General features: G+C 37.3%; 8 protein-coding genes. 1 reads left to right on the top strand and 7 read right to left on the bottom strand.

The features are described 5' to 3' along the window. Nucleotides 1-101 precede the first annotated feature (101 nt). Nucleotides 102-2,339: a PAS domain S-box protein gene (locus tag HYG87_RS01795; protein WP_211533531.1), complete on the top strand. Its 2,238-nt coding sequence runs from the start codon at nt 102-104 to the stop codon at nt 2,337-2,339. A gap of 72 nt (nt 2,340-2,411) precedes the next feature. Here HYG87_RS01795 and HYG87_RS01790 read toward each other — a convergent pair whose 3' ends face one another. The 7 genes from HYG87_RS01790 to HYG87_RS01760 all read right to left on the bottom strand — a co-directional run bounded on the left by HYG87_RS01790 (nt 2,412) and on the right by HYG87_RS01760 (nt 19,369). Then, the gene (locus HYG87_RS01790; protein WP_211533530.1) at nt 2,412-2,783 is read right to left on the bottom strand and encodes a YbaN family protein; all 372 of its coding nucleotides are present in this window, start codon (nt 2,781-2,783) and stop codon (nt 2,412-2,414) included. Between the two features lie 85 nt (nt 2,784-2,868). Further along, nucleotides 2,869-5,043 (bottom strand): PAS domain S-box protein, encoded by a 2,175-nt coding sequence (locus HYG87_RS01785; RefSeq protein WP_211533529.1) that lies wholly within the window; start codon nt 5,041-5,043, stop codon nt 2,869-2,871. 198 nt (nt 5,044-5,241) lie between these two features. Continuing rightward, on the bottom strand, nt 5,242-8,397 hold the full coding sequence (locus tag HYG87_RS01780; protein WP_211533528.1) for a pseudomurein-binding repeat-containing protein: 3,156 nt from the start codon (nt 8,395-8,397) through the stop codon (nt 5,242-5,244). 915 nt (nt 8,398-9,312) lie between these two features. Next, nucleotides 9,313-12,843, bottom strand: coding sequence for a pseudomurein-binding repeat-containing protein (locus HYG87_RS01775; RefSeq protein WP_211533527.1), 3,531 nt, complete (start codon nt 12,841-12,843; stop codon nt 9,313-9,315). Nucleotides 12,844-13,449: 606 nt separating this feature from the next. Beyond that, nucleotides 13,450-15,069 (bottom strand): transglutaminase domain-containing protein, encoded by a 1,620-nt coding sequence (locus HYG87_RS01770; protein WP_211533526.1) that lies wholly within the window; start codon nt 15,067-15,069, stop codon nt 13,450-13,452. Between the two features lie 763 nt (nt 15,070-15,832). Further along, a complete protein-coding gene (locus HYG87_RS01765) occupies nt 15,833-17,686 on the bottom strand; it encodes a pseudomurein-binding repeat-containing protein (protein WP_211533525.1) in 1,854 nt (617 codons plus the stop codon). An 864-nt stretch (nt 17,687-18,550) separates the two neighbouring features. Next, nucleotides 18,551-19,369, bottom strand: a complete 819-nt coding sequence (locus HYG87_RS01760; RefSeq protein WP_211533524.1) for a radical SAM protein — start codon at nt 19,367-19,369, stop codon at nt 18,551-18,553. Nucleotides 19,370-19,379 lie beyond the last annotated feature (10 nt).

Here is a 19,379-nt window from a genome sequence, read left to right as displayed (position 1 = left end):
TAAAAAATGAAAGATTTAACCTTATAATTCCAGGGGATAGCAAGTTGATTACACCAAATGGAATTTTACCAGGGATAATTTTTTAATATTCGGTGAGGTTCATGAAACGTATTTTGATTGTAGAAGATGAGGCCATTTCTGCCCTGGATTTAAAACGTAAAATGGAAGTGTGGGGTTTTGAAGTGGTGGGAATGGTTTCCTATGGGGAAGATGCCATTGAAAAAGCCTTAGAATCTAAAGTTGATCTTATTTTAATGGACATTATGCTCAAAGGAGAAATTGATGGTATAACGGCTCATAAGGAAATATCTAAACACCAGGATATACCGGTTATTTATTTAACTGCTTATGGTGATATGGAAACCACCCGCAGGGCTCAGGAAACTGTCCCGGAAAACTACCTCTTAAAACCGGTGGATGATCGGGAATTAAAATTCGCAGTGGAGATGGCTTTATACAAAAATGAATTAAAATTAAAAATCAATGAATCAAACCAGAGATATCAAGAGCTTCTGGATAAAATGAAAAGAGCTGTAATTAAGGTTCAGGTTAAAAATCAGGGTGAAATATTTATTATTAAAGATATTAACCCTGCCGGCGAAAAAATGGTTAAACTAAAACGTGAAGATATACTTGACAGGGATATATCGTCTTTTTTTAGAGGAATAGATGGGGATAAACTTCTGCAACTATTTAAAAAAGCCTACTTTACCGGTGATTTTTTACAATCCCCGGTGATGAGATACTCAGATGAAAACCTGGATTTGTGGGTGGAGGCCTTTATTTATCTACTCCCCTCTGGAGAGATCATGGCCATATTTGAAGACCGCACCCAGGAATTAAAAACCAAAAAAGAACTAGAAAAAATACAATCCAATCTATCTACCTTAATGGAGAATACCAAAGACTGCATATGGTCTACGGATCTGGATAGTAAAGTTCTATATTTAAATAAAGCATTCAAAGAATATTTCCATCGAGTTTATAATTATCAGCTTCAGGAAGGAGATAATATAACTGAATCTGTTCCTTCTTCAGTAAAGGATAACTGGAAGTTGTTATTAGAAAGAGTAAAAAAGGGGGAGCAATTTTCAATTACCCACCAGCACCAGGAAGGTCAAAAACCAAACTATTACAGTATATTCATTAACCCCATATTTCAGGATGATCAGATAACAGGGGCTTCTTTTGTAGCCCGTAATATTACTTCCTGGAAAGAAAAAGAATATAAAATTAGAAATCAGGCCAATTTACTTCATAATATTCATGAGGGGATAATAGTTCTAGATAGAGGCCTGCAAATAAAGTCTTGGAACCAGGCTGCCCAGAAAATATATGGCTGGACCCAATCTGAAGTGAAGGGACGTTCTGAAAAAGATGTACTCAATACCCGATTCCAGGATGATACCTGGGAAAAAGTAAAGGAAATACTAAAAGATAAAGGAATATATGAAGGAGAAGCCCTGCAAAAAGACTACCATAACCAGCTACTGACGGTCCACCTCCATATAAATACTTATCAGGATGAAAATAATCAACCAGGATATATCATGCTCATCCGGGATATAAGCCGGCAAAAAAAGGCAGAAAAAAAGACAAAAGAACAGAAAGTATTCTATGAACAGATTCTAAACAGTATAAATGATGGAATTATTGTCACTGATAGCGAAGACCGGATACAATTTATTAACCAGGGCATGTACCATCTGGCCGATTCTAAAGGAGCCGATTATTCCCTGGTTCATATATTAGAAGACTTTAAAAAGGAAACCATACAGGAATTTGCTCCCTACTATCTGAAGGCCCGGGAAACCCTGCAAAATGTGGAATACGATGCAATAAAAGTTGTGACCCCTGGAGGTAGAAAAAGCTATCAATCCGGATGGATGATACCTCGCTTGATAGATGGAGAGTATCAGGGTATGATCTGCACCATTGATGATGTAACCCGTCAAAGAAAAGCAGAGATGGAACTGCAAATTTCAAAAAAATATTATGAATCTCTATTTGAAAATAACTCTTCACCCACCCTGATTTTTGATAATAACGGTCTTATAATCAAGATGAATAAGGAAGCAGAAACCATTACTGGTTACAATCGTAAAGAAATGGTGGATAAGGTGTTCTGGATGGAACTGGTATCTGAAAAAGATTTGCCCCGTATGAGGGAATATAATAAAAAAAGACAAAAAGGCGACCCGACCGTACCCAGCAAATACCGCTTCCGATTTTATAATAAGAAAAAAGAAATAGTGGTTGCTCTGGCCAATGTAGTGGTTTTACCTGGAAATAAGGAGACCATGGTTTCTATTATAGATATAACCGATTACCAGAATTAATTAGATTACATTCTTAATTTCAGATAAAACTTAAATTTTCCCCACTAAAATAGGCCTTATTTATAGAATCTCTTATTCTTTAACCATGGTTTTAAGTAACAGAATATGGGCACTGACTCCCATACCCACCACCATAAGGAGAATATATAGATAACCCTGATTTACAATTAACATGGAAGCAAAGAGCATCACCCATAAAAAAACCAGACTTTTTATTTTAACATCCAGGGGAACCCCTTTTCTGGTTTTATAATTATTTATATAACTTCCAAAGTAGCGGTTACGAGAAATCCACTTCTCTGCTCTTTTAGAACTTTTGCCAAAACAAAAAGCAGAGGCTATAACCAGAGGTGTGGTGGGAAGTACAGGTAAAAGAGCACCTAATGCTCCTACACTCAGTAAGGTAACCCCTAAACTGAAGAAAAATACTCTTTTAGGTTCCATATTATCTATTACTTTTAAAATCCTGACTATTTCTATATAATATAATGTTTAACCCAATTAAATATTTTCTCCAATAATTAGATTTTCAAATCCTTTTTTTATAGTCTAAAATTTTAAATTTTATTTTAAAACAGGTTCCTCTACTTCTATCCAACTCTATTTCACCATCTAACTGATTTACCAGACTATTAACCAGCTGCAGGCCCAGGGTCCTGGTGTTAGTTATATCTATGTCCTTTTTGATTCCAACACCATCATCCCCTACTGAAAGCTGAAATTGATTATCCAGAGGTTCTAATTTAATACTAATAGTTCCCTCATCCTTAAAAAAAGCATACTTAATACTATTGGTCACCAGTTCATTGATGATTAAACCCAGGGGTATGGCTGTCTCCAGGTTAATAGGAATATCATCTATTTCGAAATTGGTTTTAATGCACCTGCTTTTATCAAAAGATGATAATATACCCTCCAGAAGCTGTTGGGCATAGTTCTGGAAATTTATATTGGTGATTATATTTGACTGGTATAATGTATTATGTACCAGGGCCATGGTTCGGACCCTCCCTTGAGTTTCTCGCAGGATACGGATTAATCTTAGATCTTCTTCATGTATTTCCTGCAGGTGCAGTAAACTCACGATTATTTGCAGGTTATTCTTTACCCGGTGGTGGATTTCACTAAGTAAGATCTCTTTTTCCTTAAGAGACTTTTTTATTTCCAATTCAGCCCGCTTTTTTTCGGTAACATCGTTATAAATAGCCACCACTTCCCCCGTGGGGGCTTTGAAAACATAGTTTTCATACCAGTTACTGTAATTTTCATCCACATATATTTTCTCTGGAAAGTATACTGCTTCACCACTACCCCACACCTTTTTAAATACACCTATAAGACCGTATTCATCAATATTAGGCCTCAAGTCATAGAGACTTTTACCTATAACTTCTTCCCGGGACTTACCTTCCATCCTTTGACTGGTCTTGTTAAATTCCTTTATGAGGTAATCCTGACCTTTTTTACCCTGATTTTTCACCTCATAAACCGCCATTCCACTGGGCATATTTTCAAAAAGACCTCTTAAAAAACCTTCGCTGGCTTCTAAGGCATTTTGAGCATCCTTAAGATCACTGATATCAATTACTGCAGCTATAGCTCCCTGATAATTACCATCAACATCCTGGAGAGGGGTGGTGATGAGGGTGGTGTAAATTTTCTCCCCATCTTTTTTCATAAATTCAAAATCATGGCGCTCTTTTAATCCCTTTTTACGTTTTTTTAGGTTTTTTTCTGCAAAAGGAATAACACTTTCATCCATAAAATCAAATAAATTTTTTCCCATCATTTCTTCAGGACTATAACCTAACATGGTAGCCATTTTATCATTTACAAATATTGTATCTGCATTTTTATCAATTTCCCAGATTCCTTCCTGTAAATTTTCAATAAGTAAACGATACTTATCCTGACTTTGCTGTTGTTTTTTCTGGGTTTTTATCTCCGGGGTAATATCATGTAACTTTAAGAGCTTTGATTTTATTTTCGGGAAAGTTTTAATAGGTGCTTCAAACAATTCATAGGTTTTTCCATTTACCGGGGATTTTAGTCGGTGCTCCTGGAACTCACCGGCAAAAATTTCCGTATTTCTACACCAGCTGCACGCCTCGCGCTTTCCAAAAATATATTCATGACATTTCTTACCATTAACTTCTCCAAATTCTCTTTCCAGGGCAGGATTAGTATATAAAACCTGGTAATCATCACTTAAAATACAGATTCCATCGGGCAGGGAATCCAGCAGTGATTTTAACTTATTCCGTTCTTTAAGAATAGCATTTTCAGCCTGTTTTTGTGACGTAATATCCCGGGCAAAAACAGAGACTCCCTTTATTTTGCCTTTTTTATCATAGAGGGGCTGGTGTTCCACCTCAAAAAATAATCTTGATAATTCTTCTTTCCCCGAATATGCAGTAACCGTAACTTTTTCTCCATTTAAAGCCCTATCCAAATTGATCTTAGCCTTTAACCTATCTTCGTTTACACTTTGATATTTCAGGATACTTTTTCCTAATTCTATATCCACCCCATAGATGCTCTTCATCATTAACTGATGTGCTTTATTAAAACTGGTATAATGATAGTGGGTGTCCAGGGAAAATACAGGGGTATTAATATTATCCATAATTGATTTTATGATTTCAAACTGGGACTTTAAATCGTTTTTATATTCCTCTTTATAAACATGGTTCAAACTAGACATGACACTTCCCAGTTATTATATATTATAACTATTATTAGTATTATTTCATTAGCAGGAGATTAATTTATAAAATGGTCAAAAAAAGAAAAAACTCTTAAGATTAGATATTTTACAAAAAAACGACCTGAACATATTTAAAAATATTTAAAAAAATAAATTAGAAGAAAAGACTTATTTTGCGTATTAGTCTTTTCTGGATTAAAAGGTAATCTCGGCGTATTTACCTTTCATTTTTACTGTATTAGTATTCCAACTATTTATAACGCCCAATGAATTGCTCATACTGGTAGCATCAGCTGCATACCAGGTATTCCCAATTAATATTTCGGCCCAGACGTGTCCGTAGGTTGCTCCACTGTTAAAAGTTGCGTCACCATGTGCATACCTGGCAGGTATTCCTGCAGCACGAGTTAGTGCAATTAAAAGGTGGGTATGATCCACACAGTTACCGGTCCTATTGTTTAAGGTACCAACTGCACCAAAACGGGTATTGTAGTAGAAACTGTAACTCAAGTTATCCCGGGTCCAGTTAAATATAGCTTCTGCTTTACCTAAAGTAGAATTAATTCCACTGGTAATTGAGTTAGCTAAATTAACTATAGCTCCATTGGTAACCTGACAATTACGGGTTGATGCTAAATACTGAGCAGTACCTTCACCTTGATAAGGGAATGTGTATAACCTCACCGGTGCTCCCAATCTACTGGTTAAACTATCCAGAGTCACAAAATTAGGTAAATAATTTTCAGTCTTCTGGAAGTTCACAATCTTGGTGAACATGTAAACCATGGATTCAAAGCGAATATTACCTCTACTACTCCGGGCAAAGTTAGGAGCCTGTTTATTGGTTTCAATAAAGTTGAGTACTCGCTGTGCCAGATCCAGGTATTCAGTTTTATTCAGGGTTCCACTTAGATCACTACCACTGGAATTAGTAGCAGGGTTAACTAACAGATACTGAATATTACTATTTACTCCACTGTTTGATTGTAAGATTTCTTTTACCAAGAGGTAAAGGAAGTCACTCATGGATACCTGTACATTGTTAATGGTTACAAAGTTAGGTAACTTGGCATTGGAGTCCGTATAAGTCTTAACTCTGTTTGCTGCGTCTTTGATTTGATCTAGAGTGAACTGAGGAATATCAGGGTTCACTGGTGGTTCTGTTGGTGGTTGTACTGGTGGTTCTGTTGGTGGTTGTACTGGTGGTTCTGTTGGTGGTTGTACTGGTGGTTGTACTGGTGGTTCCACAGCAGGTAACGGTGCTCTCACCTGGTTAACTGCACTGGTAACTCTGGCAAAGTTTGGCAATACCTTATTCTGGTGATGGAAATTAAGAATCCGGGCAAATACTTCAACCAGACCTTCGTACTTAATCCTACCCTGAGTTACAGTAGCAAAATTAGGTGCCTGGCCATTGGTATCCATAAATCTAACTAATCTCTGTGCAAGGTCAACATAATCCTTCCTTAGCAAATTGCCAGTTCTGATTGTTCCTCCAGTGGAATTATTAGGACTGGCAATGGTCTTCTGGGTTATCAGGTTATTGTTTCCAGTGTTAAGTTGAATAACAGCTTTACTCATAAGGTAAAGGAAGTCACTTATAGGTACCTGTACATTGTTTATGGTCACATGAAGTGGTAATCTCTGGTTAGCAGCAATAAAAGCATTAACTCTATTGGCAGCTTCGGCAATAGCAGCGTTAGATAACTTCAATGGGGTATTGTTTACTGGTGGTTGTACTGGTGGTTCTGTTGGTGGTTGTACTGGTGGTTCTGTTGGTGGTTGTACTGGTGGTTCTGTTGGTGGTTCTGTTGGTGGTTCTGTTGGTGGTTCTGTTGGTGGTTGTACTGGTGGTTGGGTGGATTCTACAGCAGCGGCTTTTACCAGGTGAGTGTTTTCCAATCGTACAAAGTTAGGCATTTGCTTATTATCTTTGTAGAAGTTAAGGATTCTACTATAGATGCATACCAATGCTTCGTATTTGATTTTACCTTCACTTACTGTGGCAAAATTAGGTGCCTGTTTATTCTGGGTCATGAAGTTTACCAGTCTCTGTGCCAGGTCCTGGTAGGCAGCCCTATCCAGGTTTCCGGTATTGTTGTCACCATTGGAATTAGTAGCAGGTGCAATAGTCTTATGAGAAATTTTAGCCTGATTTCCATTTTCTAACTGAATGGTAGCTTGGGACATGAGATACAAAAAGTCACTCATGTTTACCTTGTAATTGTTAATGATAACAAAGTTAGGTAGCTGCATCTTGTCGTCAATGAATTTTTTCACCCGGCTGGCAGCATCGGTAATCTCCTCTAAACTAAAACTGGGAGGCTTAATATCATCTTCAGTTATTCCTCCCACTGCATTATAGAATGAGTTGTCTAATATTCCAAAACGGAAAATAGCATAACCTGATGCTCCTTTATCTAATGCTTCAATCAAATCAGCCATTAATACATTAGCAGGTACTGCAGTAGTATTTGCATCAGAATGGTAGCTTAATAAAGCCGCCCATACTTGGGTTCCTCCGGCCTGGTTTACGATGTAACTGGTAACGGTCCCGATCCAATCTATTGTCTGGTTGTAGTTACCTCGATATATCATAGGAACCAGAACATCCAGGTATTTTGCAAGCTGAGCATAATCCTGACCATAATAATATGCATTTGCTGCTCCTTCTGGCATTAAAGCTGCAGATAATAAAGCATTAGGATTTAAAGCTTTAACCAGTTGATTAACGGTTGCAACATAATTAGTTATGGATTCTGTTCCATTGGTACTATTATATGCATTTCCAGGGAACCGAACATAATCCAGATGGATACCTCCTACTCCAGGAATCTGGGTATACCTCTGGATATCATTTAAGATACCATCGATAATAGCCTGATTTTCTGGCAGGGTAGGGTTAATCCAGGTATTATTGACTCGGAAAGCCTGCACCCACACACTTACTCTGATCCCATTATTCTGGGAGTCATTTAGAAACTTATTCAGAGTAGTCTGGTATGAGGGAGTGTCAAAGGCAGCATAACTGAGAAATATATCGGTGATTCCAGCCACTTTAAGCTGATTGAAATCAACGTTTTTCATGTTATCTGCTCTTACATAAATAGCACCTGAAGCGGGTTTGGACGAGTTATTAGCCGTTTTATTTTCTCCGGCGGCGGCGTATTGTTGTTCAATAGTTTCAGTCTCTGGTTCGTTAGAATGGTCTGCAGTGCTCTCATTTAAGAGTTCACTGGTATTTTCCATGGTTTCTATATCTGATCCGATGTCTTGAATTTCGGTGTCATTGCTTTGGGCATAAATTGCGTTTACATTTAATATAGCAATGCATAATGCTAAGATTAGCACTATATTATTTTTTCGCGAAATTATATCTCCTCCACATCAATCGAGATTCCCTCATAAAAAAAGAACCCTTAACGGCCCCTTTATTTACAAGAGATTCAACTGATAGAATTAATCCACTTTAACTTCCTATATAAATTTATCGAATTATTTCTTTAAAAAAAATGATTTATAGGGCTTTAAATTTAAATTAAGAACTCAGGAGGATTATTTTCATGCTATTAAAATAGAATCCTTTATTCATTGTCAGATTGAGTATTCTGACCATATTCTAAACTCATTTACAACATAAAGAATGGTTATCTCCTTTTTTTCTATGAAATAACTTTATCTAATCTTCATTACTCCAAATAACTTTAAATATTCCTGATAAGGACGATATTTATCTCAATTTAATACCTCTCCACTAAACTCCATATTTTAAATTTAAATAAAACTATTTAAAACGTTTTTATAATCGATAAAACCATTTATAGGTCTTTAAATACTCAGGGGAGATTACAAATCAGGAATAAATATTATTTTTAGTGAAATTTTTATCCAGCTTATGAAAAAAATACACTTATTTCACCAAAAAAGCCTGTATTTTGCATTTGAAACAAAATTTCAGCTTTTTTCTGATTAATTTTACATCCAGAAAGTAATATAACCAAAATAGGAGGTGTATTAATAAATTTTTCAGGGCCGGGGTATAGGGCTTTAATCCACCTTTACTCTACAATCAATAGATATAAGCTGATTTATCCGGGGCAGGATCCATTATAAGTGATCTAAAATAATAAATTAATTAATAATTTTAATTTAATATATATTATTTATTTTTATTCTTAATCTAAAAATAATTTTCTAAAAAAAAAGAAATTAAGAAAGGCATTTTTGGTTTTTGCCTTTCTGGTTAGTTAAAAAGAAGGCTTGAACCTACCAAGGTAGATTACTGTGCCTTCCTCTCATCACTACCGTAGCAGTGTTCCAACTGTTAATTATGCCCAAAGAATTGCTGTAACTGGTGGCATCTGCCGCGTACCACTGGTTACCAATTAATATTTCGGCCCAAACATGTCCGTAAGTACTTCCGCTGTTAAAGGTGCAGTCACCATGTGCATACCTGGCAGGTATTCCTGCTGCTCTGGAGAGAGCCACCACCAGGTGGGTATGATCCACACAGTTACCACTCCTATTAGCCAGAGTATTCACTGCGCCATATTTGGTATTGTAATAGAATTCATATCTTAAGTTATTCCTAACCCAGTTAAAGATAGCCTCAGCTTTATCCCAGTTATTATTCAGTCCACTGGTTAAACTGGCTGATAATGACTGTATCTGAGCATTATTTACCTGACAGTTTTGGGTGGCCACCAGGTACTGGTTTAAACCCTCCCCCTGATAAGGGGTGGTCAAATTAGAACCAGAACTTGGGGAAGAAATTCCACCAATAATAGCCACGGTGTTGGGTAGCTGTCTGTTGTTTTTGGTGAAGTCCATTATTCTGGTGTAGGCGTAGATGAGGTTTTCGTATTTTATGCGGGCCTGGTTGTGGGTGGCGAAGTTGGGTGCTTGTTTGTTGGTTTCCATGAATTGGAGTATTCTTTGTGCTAGGTCCAGGTATTGGGCTTTGTTTAGTGTTCCGGTTTCCATGTTTCCGGTGGAGTTTACGGGTTCGGTGATGTTTTGGTGGTTTATGGGGTTGTTGTTATTGGTGTTGGTTTGTGTTGTTGCTTTTAGTAGCAGGTAGAGGTATTCGCTCATGGTTAGTTGTTTTTGGTTGATGGTGACGAAGTTGGGTAGTTTTTGATTGGTTTCTATGAATGTTTTTACCCTGGTGGCGGCATCTTGTATGCTGGCCAGGGTGAAGGTGTTGGGATTGTTATTGGTTGGAGGGTTTGCCGGTGCGGTTCCTCCTTGTATGTTGATTATGTTTACGGTGTTGGGTAGTTGGTTGTTGTTTTTGGTGAAGTCCATTATTCTGGTGTAGGCGTAGATGAGGTTTTCGTATTTTATGCGGGCCTGGTTGTGGGTGGCGAAGTTGGGTGCTTGTTTGTTGGTTTCCATGAATTGGAGTATTCTTTGTGCCAGGTCCAGGTATTGGGCTTTGTTTAGTGTTCCGGTTTCCATGTTTCCGGTGGAGTTTACGGGTTCGGTGATGTTTTGGTGGTTTATGGGGTTGTTGTTATTGGTGTTGGTTTGTGTTGTTGCTTTTAGTAGCAGGTAGAGGTATTCGCTCATGGTTAGTTGTTTTTGGTTGATGGTGACGAAGTTGGGTAGTTTTTGATTGGTTTCTATGAATGTTTTTACCCTGGTGGCGGCATCTTGTATGCTGGCCAGGGTGAAGGTGTTGGGATTGTTATTGGTTGGAGGGTTTGCCGGTGCGGTTCCTCCTTGTATGTTGATTATGTTTACGGTGTTGGGTAGTTGGTTGTTGTTTTTGGTGAAGTCCATTATTCTGGTGTAGGCGTAGATGAGGTTTTCGTATTTTATGCGGGCCTGGTTGTGGGTGGCGAAGTTGGGTGCTTGTTTGTTGGTTTCCATGAATTGGAGTATTCTTTGTGCCAGGTCCAGGTATTGGGCTTTGTTTAGTGTTCCGGTTTCCATGTTTCCGGTGGAGTTTACGGGTTCGGTGATGTTTTGGTGGTTTATGGGGTTGTTGTTATTGGTGTTGGTTTGTGTTGTTGCTTTTAGTAGCAGGTAGAGGTATTCGCTCATGGTTAGTTGTTTTTGGTTGATGGTGACGAAGTTGGGTAGTTTTTGATTACTTGTAATGAATTCATTTACCCGGCTGGCAGCATCTTGAATGCTACTTAGACTAAAACCAGAAGTAGTGGGTGGTGCAACCGGTGCTGTTCCCTGTCCCGGTGTGCTCAAATCAATATTGAGTACCGTGACAAAATTAGGAAGCTGGTTGTTTTTATTTACAAAATCCACTGCTCTACTCATGGAATAAACCAGGTTTTCAAATCTTATTTTTCCCAGGCTACTTGAAGCAAAATTAGGAGCTATCAGATTAGTATCCATAAATTTAACTAATCTACTGGCGATGTCCAGGTATTCGGATTTATTTAATGTTCCGTTAACAGGATCTCCCATAGGAGCTAAGGGTTCGATTATTTTTTTGTAAGCTACAGGGGTGTTACTTCCGCTATTTAACTCAAGAACTTTAGCCAGCAAATAGAGGTATTCACTCATATTCAACTGCCGGTTGTTAATGGTTACAAAATTGGGTAGTCTTTGATTAGCTTCTATATATTCTTTCACCCGGCTGGCAGCATCTTTAATACTTCCAGGGGAGAAACTAATCGGATTGTTACTGTTTTCACCAGCGGTGGGATTATGCATAGCACTTGAATATTCAAAGAACCCTTCATCTAATAATCCATAACGGAAAAGAACATATCCGTCTGCTCCGTTTTTCAGAGCACTTACCACATCACCAAATAGTTCGCCTGCTCCAATAGTAGTCAGGTTATTATCAGACTGGTAAGTTAAAATACCAGTCCAGACCGGTTTTCCAGCTGACTGGCTCACAATATAATTGGTAACGGAACCTATCCATGAAGTGTTCTTATTATAATTACCTTTATATATCATGGGAACCAGTACATCCAGATAATTCGCCAGTTCGGTGTAGTTTTGCCCATAATAATAGGCATTAACTGCTCCTTCTGGCATTAATGCGGCAGAAAGCAATGCATCAGGTTTGATGGCTTTAACAACATCTCTAACCCTGGAAACGAAACTGTTTATAGATGTGGTTCCATTGACCTGCTGGTAAGCATTACCTGGATATCGCAAGTAATCCAGGTGCACTCCATTTATCCCAGCCATACCGGTTAAAGTACCAATCCTGCTTAGAAGATCAGTAATATAGGTGGCAGAGGATTCATTAGCAGGATCAATCCAGGTGGAATTAGGCTTGAAACAATTGACCCATACACTGACTCTGATTCCAGATTGCTGTGCATTTTGCAAGAACCTGGCTGATGAGTTCTGGTACTTGGAATTGGTCAAAGCTTCAGAATCAAGGAAAATATCTGTGATTCCTGCAGCCTTTAATTCCTCTAAATTCATGGCATCCATACTCCAGTAACGCACCCACAGTGCTCCAGTTGAATTCTGGTAGGGAACCAGGTCCACAGGAGTATAATTTACTACTCCGGCAGTATCACCATAGGCGGCATACTGCTGGGACTCATTTTTTTGATTACCATAGGCGGCATACTGAACTTCCGATTCCAGGTAATCATCCACCACATTACCACCACTATCAGATTCTGCTTTCCCTGTTGGGCAAGCATCACCTGTAAGAGAGGTAGTATTTTCAGGGTGAAATATTGGTTCATCACCATAATTCCCATAGGAACTATCAGGGGTGTTATTAAAACTATCTACTGAGGTTGCATTCATTTGGGCGAAAATCACGTTGGTATTTAACAATGCAAAGCACACTAAAAGCATGCAAAGCATTTTCACCTTCCGCGAAATAATATCGCCTCCTAATCACCAAAGCCCCCCCAGGTATATAAGGCTAAATGTAAGGGTTACCTAACATTGCCTAATAAAGGCCTTGACGATATTAATAATTATGAATCAAATTTCCATATATATTTTCCTGATATAAAATTAAAAAAACGACCTTAAGGCCATTATTTAAAATTATTCCAAAGACATAAAATAAGAATACTGGATGGATTTTAATGAACCATTATTTCTCTCAGGTGATTTAACCTTTTAAATGATTATTACTAACTCTAAACCATCAGATATATTCTTTAACGCCAAAAAAAAAACTTATAAAAAAATGTTTTAATAATTTTTTAGTAACCTTAAGAATTTATAAAAATAATCTAGAATTAAGTATAAGTGCAGTGAAAAATACGATTCCGGAATAAAAAGTGAAAACCTGCTCTTGTAGATAATCATTTTAATTTAAAAATAACTTTACTTAATTAGTAGATACCTATAATCAGTAGTTCCACCATAAAATTAAGGTAAAAATGGATCCTGATTTGGTTTAAATCTTCAAATAGACAATTAAAAAAAATAAAAAAAATAAAAGGGTTTTTAGAAACTTAATTCTGAATATACTCCTTTCATAACCACATTAGCAGTATTCCAATTATTTATGACTCCTAAGTTATTTGATGAACTGCTGGCATCTGCTTTTACCCATTTACCATCAATAAATAACTCTGCCCATACATGGCCATAGACACTTCCACTTTTGAATTGACAAGTACCATGGGCATAGCGGGATTCAATACCTGCTGCCCGGGTAAGAGCAATTAAAAGATGGGAATGGTCCACACAGTTTCCAGTTTTATTTTTCAGAGTATTTACTGCACCATATTTGGTATTGTAGTAGAAACTGTAAGTCAGGTTGTCTCTTACCCAGTTGAATATGGCTTCTGCTTTTTCCCAGGTGGTATTAACACCCAGAGTCAGTTGATTGGCCATGGCAATAATGGTAGGGTCATTTACCTGGCAATTTTTACTGGCCTTTAAAAAGACCGAGGTATTGTTCACTGGATTGGTGGTATTTTCTGCAGGTTTAGTGCTGTTTAATGTTTTAAGTGGTACCACATTGCTTAAAACATCCAATCTAACGTAATTAGGTAGTTTTTTATAGGTGGCCTGGTAGGACATCACCCGACCAAAAACATGGAAAATTGCTTCGTACTGCATAGCTCCCTTACTGGTCTGGATATTGTCCGGTGATTTACCATAAGTATCCATGTAGGTGGTTACCTGCTGGGCCAGTTTTATGACTTCACTTTGCAGGAGATTCCCACTTAACTTCACACCATGGGAGTTAGTTGCACCATTATAGGTACCATAAGATATGGATCCGGTACCTCCATTTTTAATCTGCACCAATCCCTTAGAAAGAAGGTATAGATACTGGTCAATGCTCAACTGTTTGCCACCTACCATTACGGTGCCAGGCAGCTTTTTGTTCTTATCCATGAAACTAACCAGACTGGCACTGGCACTTCTAATATCATTTAATGTGGCAGTGGGCTTGGCAGTGCTTTGATTGGTTACAGGAGTGGAGTTTACTGGTTTGGTTTCAGCCACAGGGGCGGTTTTAACCTGATTAATGGGGTCCATGTATACGAAGTTGGGAAGTTTCTTTTGGGTGGCTTTAAAATTGAGTACCCGGGAGTAAATATAGATTAAAGCTTCGTATTTGATTTTTCCTCTGCTAGTAGACATGTAATCCGGGGCCTTACCATGGGTATCCATGTAGCTGGTTATGTCCTGAGCCAGTTTCAGATATTCTGATAAAACTAATTGACCGGTGAGTTTATCACCCTGGGAATTAGTAGCAGCCTGTTTACTGGTATAGGTCACCGTCCCGGTAAATCCATGGGGATTGGTGCTCAAACTTTTTACCATGAGGTACAGGTAGTCACTGGAACTCACATTCTCCATTGAAACTTTCACAGTGGGTGTTATTTCTTTTTTAGTGTCAATTTGAGTTTTAACTGCTGAACTGGCACTTATTATACTGGATATTGTAGTATTTTTAGTTTGATTGGTAATTGTTTCCTTAGAGCTACTATTAGGAGTAACTGCATTACTGGTGGTTGCATTTACATTTTGTGGTGGAACTTCTTCAGCGTAAATTCCACTTATACTAATTAAAATCAGGCATAAAAATAGTATGCCCCTCAAATTCATTTTTTGCGATATTCTAACGCCTCCATATCATGAAGACTGAAAATAAATTTTTTCACCAATTTAAATCTAAATATTTGATTCAGGGACTGTAACTAGATATTACTAGTCAACATGATAACTCCATTTTAACCTCCACTATACTATATAAAGTTACTGCCAGCAAATCCTGAAAAAGACCATTATAAAACTTTTTAAATTAAAAGGGACATAAGCTGAGCTTTTCAATATATCTAAAAAAAACTATGGGCATTATTCATTTATTTTACTAATCAGCCCCTCCTAAGTACCCCTATTTATCCCGTATACAGCCTACTATAGTTTATTTTAAGGGGATATAAATTTTAATCCATAAGTCAGCTGCTTAAATAACTTCAAATAAGGAAAAAATTATGTAAATAAATCTAAAAAATTAATAACATGATTAATCACTATCCGGGTAGATTTTAATACCAGAGGTTTTTTAGAATGAAAAATTGTAACAAATGAAAACTTTGATTTAATTTTCAATAATACTGAACCTTATTTATAATAACTAATACCGTATTTTTAAGGCCCTGATATCATTTTTTAAAAAAATTTATCCTTTTTTGCAAACCCGGGCTGATTTCAAATAAAATTAGAATTTTTTAAAAGTGCATTTTCCGGTTAATAATAACTAAAAAAGAATCTAAATCAATGAATTTTAAGTGAATATTTAAAAAAAAACTTAAAAACTTTCCAGATATCAATTTTAAAAAAAAATAAAAAAAGGGAGGGGGTTATTTTAGAATGGTAAGGACGCGTAGTACCCTTTAATAGACGCAGTTCCAGTATTCCAGTTATTTATTACACCTAAACGGTTTCTGGAACTGGAAGGATCTGCTCTTACCCAGTTTCCATTAATTAAAATTTCAGCCCAGACGTGTCCGTATCTGCTTCCACTGGAAAAAGTACAGTCACCATGAGCATACCGGGTAGGTATTCCAGCAGCACGAGTTAGTGCCACTACCAGATGGGATTGATCCACACAATTACCTGTTCTACTGTTTAGAGTACCTAAAGCACCATATCTGGTATTGTAATAGAAACTGTAACTTACACGGTCTCTTACCCAGTTGAATATGGCTTCAGCTTTATCCCAGGTGGAACTTAATCCACTGGTTAAAGAATTAGCCAGGTTAACTATGGCCGAGTTGGTGACCTGACAGTTTTGACTATTTGCCAGATAAATGGCATAGGCACTGTAATCCGGCTTATCTCCACCACCACCAGCAGATTGATTCTGGTTGTAAGTGGTGGCCACTGCATTGGTATCAGCCAGGGTTACAAAAGTAGGTAACCTCCCCTGATTGGAGTGGAAGCTCATTATCTTGGAGAACATATATACCATTGACTCGAATTTGATTCTACCATTATTGGTATTTCCAAAGTTCGGTGCTTGTAAATTGTTTTCCATGAAATCCTTAATTCTTCCGGCCAGATCCATATATGAATTTTTGTTCAGGGAGTTGGATAATTGATTACCACTGGATGCGTTAGGTGCTTTAAAATCGCCAAAGGCAATATCCCCATTGGATCCAGTATTAATTTGCACCAGTCCTGCACTTAAAAGATACAGAAACTGACTCATATTAATCTGCATGTTACCAATAGTGACAAAGTTCGGCAAGGCCTTATTTTTTTCTACAAAAGCCTTAACCCGATTAGCAGCGTCCAGTATCTGACCTACAGTAACTTTCAGAGGACTATCCTCTACCGGTGGTTCAGTGTTTTCTCCAGGTGTGCTGTTTCCTGGGTTGGTGTTGTTGTTGTCGCCGGGGGTGTTGTTTCCTGGGTTGGTGTTGTTGTTGTCGCCGGGGGTGTTGTTTCCTGGGTTGGTGTTGTTGTTGTCGCCGGGGGTGTTGTTTCCTGGGTTGGTGTTATTGTTTCCAGGTGTTACTGGTACTGTATCTGCCAGGGGAGTGGTTCTAACCTGATTTAGAGGTGCCATGTAAGCGTAGTTAGGTAACTGTTTGTTGATGTTCTGGAAATCCAGTATCCGGGCAAAAAGATATACTGCTGATTCAAATTTTATGTTTCCTCGAGTGCTACGACCAAAGTTCGGTGCAACCCCATTAGCATCCATGAAATTACCGATTCTGCTGGCTAAATCCAGATAATCTTTTTTAAGCATGGTGCCTCTCAGGTTGCTGGTACCTGATGAATTAGCAGGTAAACCATAACTCTCATAAGCAATATTTCCATTTTGACCAGTGGATATTCCTAGAAGTCCTTTAACTGAGATATAAAGAAAATCACTTATCAATACCTGTTCTCCAGCTACCGTAACAAAGTTAGGTAACCTTTTATGCAGGTCTATGAAATTCTTTACCCTGGTAGAAGCATCAAGAATGTCCTTGATACTGGCTTCTTTTTTAGTACTGGTGGGAATAATGTTGGCTTCATTTACTACAGGACTGGTATCTCCATTTTCTAAAATAGCTGACTCGGTGTCTCCACCAGCAGCATATTTTACTTCCGGATCTACAGTAGAAGTATCTGTAAGCTCTTCCTCAGAAGAATATTCATATTCAGGTTCTAAGACACTTGAATCTGGATATTCCTCCTGAGGATTTTCCATATAATCATTTTGATCCATGGAGGGATGCTCCATGTTTTCTACTGGTGGTAGCTCTTCACTATCAAGGGCGTATATGCCACCACCATTGGCTATGATTAAGCATAAAAATAGTATGCTTGTAATTTTTTTTATTCGCGAAATTTTACCTCCTCCGCATCATGTGGACTGAAACTTAAACCTGTCTTAAATTTTTCATTAACTTCATATAGTTACAGGCCTTTCACAAGTCAACATGACATTCTACTACTTGCCCTCATCATCTTATATAAAGATTGTGGATAAAAATTAGAAAAAAGGCCTCCTTAAACATTATTTAATCCAATAAAGCTCTTCGGTGACCTTTTATAATAACTATCACTGGATATTATCTTTTCTAACCCAATTTCAAATTTTAAGCATAATACATTCTTATTTTAAATAAATGACCCTTGATTAAAGCATTTTTAAATGGATTAGGAAGGGACATATTACTGCTCCCGGACTAAAAAGAGAACTTAAAATTAAAAAAGGCCTCTTAAAGAAGCCTTTAACCTTCAAATATACAATGTTCGCTTAATCAAAAATAAATTTACAATGATTTGGCCAATACTCCTAAAAAAACCTTTAAAATCATTATATTTCTCTAAAAAAGCCACGAAATATCTCTAATCTTAATGCCCTATCAGCGTTCTTTTTTAACCATTAAACCTTTCATAAGCATGATTTTAATCAATTTAACAGAATATTAGGGCTATTGGAAAAGGACCATATCCGGTGATTAAGGGACTTTGATTTTTTAAGAAAGCATTTTGCATACCCTGATTATTTTCAAAAATTAAAATTAATTATTTTCATCTCCTGGTTGATGAAAGGCTTTAAAAAGAGGTAGAATATTCAATATAGTTATTTAGTTTTTTTATGATGAAAATAAAATTCACTCACCAATTTTTCTTTTTTACAGTAATCTTTAATGGCCTGTTTTTCTTCAATCCAGTAGGAAGACTCCCCATAATAAATGGACCGGTATTCCTCCACCAGGTGGGGATGGAATTTTTTTAACCACTTTAAAACCGAAGGCCATACACTACCATTTACATTAAGATTTTCGAACATGTAATAATCCACATAATCCCGGGTAGTGTCAATTATATCTTCCCAGGGAGTTAAATAAGGCAGTATGGGACTGATAAATAAAAAATTTTTAAATCCTGATTCTTTTACCTGGATTAGAGCATTTAACCGTTCTTCTATAGTTTTAGCCCGGGGTTCAATTTCTTTTCTAAGGTTTTCATTCAGGGTGGAAAAGGAAAACCCAATTTCCACTTTTTTCATCTTTTCCAGGATGTCCAGATCTCTTAATACCAGATCAGATTTAGTTAAAATCATTAAACATCCTTTCAGGGGCAGGAGTTCTTGAATTATTCTCCGTGTCAATTCATATTTTTTTTCAAGCTGCAGGTAGGGATCAGTGACTGAAGATAGGAGTATGGAACTTCCTTTAAATTTGGGCCGGGGATGAGGAACCAGCTGGGCACCATTGACTTTCACATCCACAAATTTTCCCCACTTTTCCTGGTGACCGGTAAAACGTTTCATAAAGCGAGCATAACAATATATACACCCATGACTGCACCCGATGTAGGGATTTATTACAAAATCTGCCCGGGGAGTAGTGGTAGGAGATATAATAGAGGAAGATTCAACCTCATTAACCAGAATCATTACCTATCAC

The organism is Methanobacterium alkalithermotolerans, from assembly GCF_018141185.1.
GTDB lineage: Archaea > Methanobacteriota > Methanobacteria > Methanobacteriales > Methanobacteriaceae > Methanobacterium_F > Methanobacterium_F alkalithermotolerans.
The sequence above is the reverse complement of the archived record's forward strand: the minus strand, read 5'-3'. Positions and strand labels throughout refer to the sequence as shown.